The organism is Leyella stercorea (assembly GCF_019052365.1).
Classification (GTDB): domain Bacteria; phylum Bacteroidota; class Bacteroidia; order Bacteroidales; family Bacteroidaceae; genus Prevotella.
Map to the genome: position 1 here is coordinate 1 of NZ_JAHQUY010000115.1, position 5,108 is coordinate 5,108.

General features: G+C 37.0%; 4 protein-coding genes and 1 pseudogene. All 5 read right to left on the bottom strand.

Annotated features, from left to right (window positions below; genetic code table 11):
• A pseudogene (locus KTQ90_RS12660) lies at positions 1 to 718 on the bottom strand (hypothetical protein); the annotation flags it as partial.
• A 30-nt stretch (positions 719 to 748) separates the two neighbouring features.
• Positions 749 to 1,123 (bottom strand): DUF4377 domain-containing protein, encoded by a 375-nt coding sequence (locus KTQ90_RS12665; RefSeq protein ID WP_217318730.1) that lies wholly within the window; start codon positions 1,121 to 1,123, stop codon positions 749 to 751.
• 124 nt (positions 1,124 to 1,247) lie between these two features.
• Positions 1,248 to 3,308: a TonB-dependent receptor gene (locus KTQ90_RS12670; RefSeq protein WP_217318731.1), complete on the bottom strand. Its 2,061-nt coding sequence runs from the start codon at positions 3,306 to 3,308 to the stop codon at positions 1,248 to 1,250.
• Positions 3,235 to 4,023: a hypothetical protein gene (locus KTQ90_RS12675; protein WP_217318732.1), complete on the bottom strand. Its 789-nt coding sequence runs from the start codon at positions 4,021 to 4,023 to the stop codon at positions 3,235 to 3,237. Before KTQ90_RS12675 ends, KTQ90_RS12670 begins: the two co-directional genes overlap by 74 nt.
• 46 nt (positions 4,024 to 4,069) lie before the next feature.
• Complete coding sequence (locus KTQ90_RS12680) at positions 4,070 to 5,026, bottom strand: ORF6N domain-containing protein (RefSeq protein WP_217318733.1); 957 nt, start codon at positions 5,024 to 5,026, stop codon at positions 4,070 to 4,072.
• Positions 5,027 to 5,108: the final 82 nt, after the last annotated feature.

Here is a 5,108-nt window from a genome sequence, read left to right on the forward strand (position 1 = left end):
AGAAAGAGAAAATAAAAGAATATGTGCTTGCACTATATCGCGTCTTAGGATTATAATCTATTGCTATGTTCCATTTATCCACTAAACTTGCAAAACGATTTCTTATGCTGTCTGGAACTTGTGAAGCCAATTCTTTTATTTTCTCTTTCTCTGTATTTGTTAGAAAGTCTCTCGTTGATAGGCTGTCTTGTTTGTTGTCAGCATTGGAATTCCAAATACTCTCTGGTTCATGTACAGTTTGCAATGGTACTTTAACAATAGAGTCAGAAGCCACTTTCTCATAGTCATTTGGTAAGTGATTGGTTTGCTCTACAAAGGTTTTAAATAGAAAATTTCTTCCCCAACCATTACCAAATATAACATCTAATGGTTCCCCTGTATCTTTCCATATTCTGACTCTTGCTGCAAATCCAAAATCAAATTTAACGGCAGTACTATCATATGTAAAAGTTACAGTATAGTACTTTCTTCCTATCTGTTTTTTTATTTCAGGAAAGCTGTCCCCATAATCCTCCTTTTGGAAAACTTGAACATCCGATACGTTAGCCTCTTTAAAAAATGGAACATACGCAGGACCAAAGGTCAAAGCCACGTTTCTTGCGCTATTTACAAGAGTACTATTGTCTAAGACCTCTGGTCGCTTGCATGAACTCAAGAATAGTGTACATAATACCGCTATTCCCCAAACTACAATTATTATAGATGTTTTATTTTTCATTGTTTGATTTGATACAATTAAAACTCTCTACTACTCATTTCCCTTTGCCATTTTTGACACCACTTTTATAAGAGTATAGTCATAGCTTGATCCATCTGCTGGTGGATTGGCATATATGGTCTTCGTAGCCAAAAGTTCGTACTCGTATCCTTTCTCGTATGTAAAGCCTTCAATTCCGTTGAACTCGCATGGCTCCCAAGTCTTTTCTCCCTTTTCTTTTATCAACATACATTCGTGTGGTGTACCCGTCATACCGGTACATTCTCCTGTTGTGGCAGAAACATATAGAGTTACAGTCTTCTGCTTGTCTTTAGGTTCATCGTCATCATTTAAACAGCTTGCAAACATTGTAAATACTATTAACAAAATGAAGAGAATCCCGATTCTTGTTTTGATTTTTTTCATAATTTAAAATTTTTAATGTTTATATATGTGTGAAAATATAATTATAATTGACTGTTTGAATGCAATTTTTAATTTGCATTTCGCATGAACATGTTACCAATGACTTGATTATGTCTTTGCCTTCTTATTTTAAGATTGCACTTTCACTATTTTGATGTTTGTAATCTGGTGACTTTGATGTCTTCTTGCCATAGTCAAAACTATAAACAATTTTCAGATTTGCATACTGATTATAACTACGACTTTGATCTATTTGTTTGAAAGAATAATATGATGCAGATAATTCATCTACAATGTTATTCTTCATCATGAATAAATTGTTTGCATTAGCTTCGATAGCCCAATTCCCATGATTCCACATTGCCGATAGTTGATACCGCCAAAATGTCTTTCTGTTAATCTGGCTGTCTATCAAATCTCTTGTCGGTGACGCTATGGATGCACCAAAAGAAAAATCCCGAACATAGTAATTTATCATAGCAGTCCCAGAGAATGCAGACAAATTACGATGCTCTGCTCCTCCTCGAACTAAATGTTTAACCCATTGACCGGATAACTTCATATTAAGTGTACCAGAAGGTTTATAGGTTATAGACATATCTGCACTGGGACGATGATAGATACAGTCATCTCTAAAAGTGCTAATAAGATGCCCGTCTCGAATATAGTAATCCGAAATAATCGAATGATTTTGGTAAAAGTATGACACTCCCGTTTGCAAAGCGAATTTGTTAAGGTTCAAGGTATGGCTTAATCGCGGATTCAAAAGAATTGAATTATCCATGTTAGAATTACCTTTGAGAATGATGATAGGATCTATCTGCTGTTCTACATTGTTAATCGTATTTATTCTCGGATAGGTATTTCCCAAAGCGAACATAAATTGAAGTTGTTGTACTTTATCAATCTTATATGTAGCTCTTGCCTGAAGTCTCGGCGTAAGATGATTGATTGACCTCATCCCCTTTAAACGATATGTAAGAAATGAAAGTCCTGGGTTGATGTCAAAGAAGAACCTCCCTAAACGTTGAGAATAGTCAGTAAAGAGGATTGTTTCTGAGGAATGTAAATTTTGATTATATGCTGAAGCTCCTGTATATTCAGAATCGCTTATTCTCAAAAACTCAAACAAGCTGAAGGCTAATCTATTTTTATGACTGAACGTCATTGAATAGTTTGCATTTGCTTTGACATAATAGTAATCTTCTTTGACGAGTGAATGAAAGGACATATCATCCTCTTTATAGAAACGGTTATAGTCATTTCGAGAATAATATCCATCAAAAACATAATCCAACGATTTTGTGTTAGAAAATGTGTGCAATCCGTAAAAATAGACACTTGGACGATAAGATTTGTTTCTTGTGTTAATGTCCAAAATGCTACCGTTCTTGATTGCAGCAGCAGTTTTCCAATACTCCGTCATTCCATTATTGACACCGTTTTTTGAGGCATTCCATGCCATACCACCTCTAAGCATCCAAATATATTTTCTTCCTCGGTTGCTGATTGATGCCTGTACATATTCTTCCGTTTGCCTATTGTCAGCATTATTGTAATGCTGCAGTCTATTCAATTGATAATCAGGGAAAATAAAAGTCTCATTCTCGTCCATAGACGATTTTGGATTTTCCAAAGAATATCCAGCCCAAAGGTTCAAACTTTTGGTTCCTGTGACAAATTTCGAAATAAGATTGTAATCACCATGGAGATAGCCTACATTCTGAGACGCATCAAGTTGCGTGTAGCCACCATTGTTGAGTGGTTTCATTATTATGTTTATAGCATATGCATCTTTTGCATATTTACCAGTCGGCACATCAAAATATTCCACTCGAGAAACGTCCTTCGGTCTTAAAGACTGTACCTCTCGAAAATCAACTTCACGCCCATCTATATAGAGAGTCGCAGCCCCATTTGGAGTTGTCACACTTCCAGTCGAACGCTCGACAGACACTCCAGGAATCATGAGATTGCTCAACAGATCATAACCAGTTACAGCATGTTTACGTTGCTCTTTTGTAGGAATAGCAAGGATATAATCACCTTCTCTTGTAAGATAAGATGACTTTACAACAACTTCACCAAGTTCTTTGCCTTGAATAAAAGTTTTAGTTGTATCTGGTTTCTGTGCATAAGTTACGTGTATGCACAAACTCATTATGATGACTAACAATGCTTTCATCTATTGATTTTTTATTGTTTTTATTATATAACGGCGAGACAATATTATTATTGTTATGTTCAGAGTCTATCGTATAGTTTACGTTTGCATCGTAACCATAAGCTTTCTTGGTTGCCTCAAGTTCGTTGTCCGTCATGCGCTGATAAACCACCATGCCGTAGAATGGTTTCAGATTTCCATTCTCATCGGTTGCATCGCCCAGTTTCTGCAAGGTGTGCATTTGCAAATAATTTGACTCTGTTTTTGTGAGGAGTAAAACTTGCATATAGCGGTTTTGCATACTTTGACTTGCCGAACCGCGCATGATGAATCCTGACACAGCATCATAAAACCATTCTGTTTTGTTATAGAACTTACCATCGGTATCGCCATGGTGGAAACCTATCAGATGACCGTCTGACTCAAACCAATAATCCATATATCCACCGCCATAAACTGTCTTGCGGTAGTCTGTTTGTGAAAGTCTGCCGTTATCCTGCACTTTATACATGCCTATGACTTTCCATCCATAGCCCTTTACCTTATTTTCAATGTCAGCAGCACTTACGGGCTTTAATCCTTTAAACACACAGCATCCATCGTTGTTAATAATATAAGTCCTATCGAACTCATAGTCAATAACTGTAACTGGTCCGCTAGGTTCCTCAGTCATATCACAACCTGTAAAAGAAACGATGCTGAGCATCGCCATCAAAAAAATCCAAATCCTTTTCATAAATCGTAATTTTTAATGTTTATATTCTTGAAATATTGCGTATTGATTACTCTCTATTGATCCTTTCCACCAATTCGTCTGGTGTAAGTATCTCCATCTTGGAGAAACCAAACCACTTCTTGCCCAAGTCCTTTATGGATGCTCCTATGTGATACACATCATCGTCTATACAAAGGAAGCGGTCATGTGATAAACGGAATGTTTCAACATCAATCGGTGCATATTGAGCATTATGGCGGTCTATGTCGAGTTGGAACTGACGACTTATCTGCTGAGTGTAGATGATTGCAGACACGTTATTATCTCTTTTATCGAGCAATGTCAGTACGGTCTCGTCAACATAGTTATCGATAAGGACAATACGTTTCTTCGCACTCTTAATCAAGTCGGACACGAAAGTATAGGCATCATAAATTTGACCATTGTAGAACACACCTTGTTTCGGCTTTGCATTGCCCTCATCCAATCTGCGAAATACCTCGTCTATGCGTTTGTCTGTTTCTTGCTGATGTTGCTGCATTTCCAGTTGATGGTACTCCATTGTTGAAAGACGTTGGAAAACTTCTGCATTTGTCACCATGAAACGTCTCATTGCAACAAATGCATCCATAATTCGTATGCTTACACGAATTGCGGTTTCACTTCTAAGAACAGTGGAGAGCATAGCCACTCCCTGCTCCGTGAAAGCATATGAACGAACTGTTGAGTGCTTCAAACTATTGAACCGGTCGCAATTTGCGACCAGTTCAGCCATTTCCTCCTTAGTCAGTTGAAAACGGAAACGCTCAGGGAAACGTTCTATATTACGTTTTACAGCCTCGTTTAATCTTTTAGTTTCCACTCCGTAAAGTTCAGCCAAGTCTCTATCTATCATAATTTGATTTCCACGAATAGACATTATTCGACTTTCCACAGGAGTGGTAACTACGACTTCATCATTTTGTAACTGGTCACAATTTGCGACCAGTTCTCCTTTATCTTGATGTTCTATATTATCTGACATATTTCTATCTTTATTTTTGAGATCACAAATTGTGACCTTAAACGTATTGTTGTTATATTGCGTACAAAGGTAGTGCTTTTAG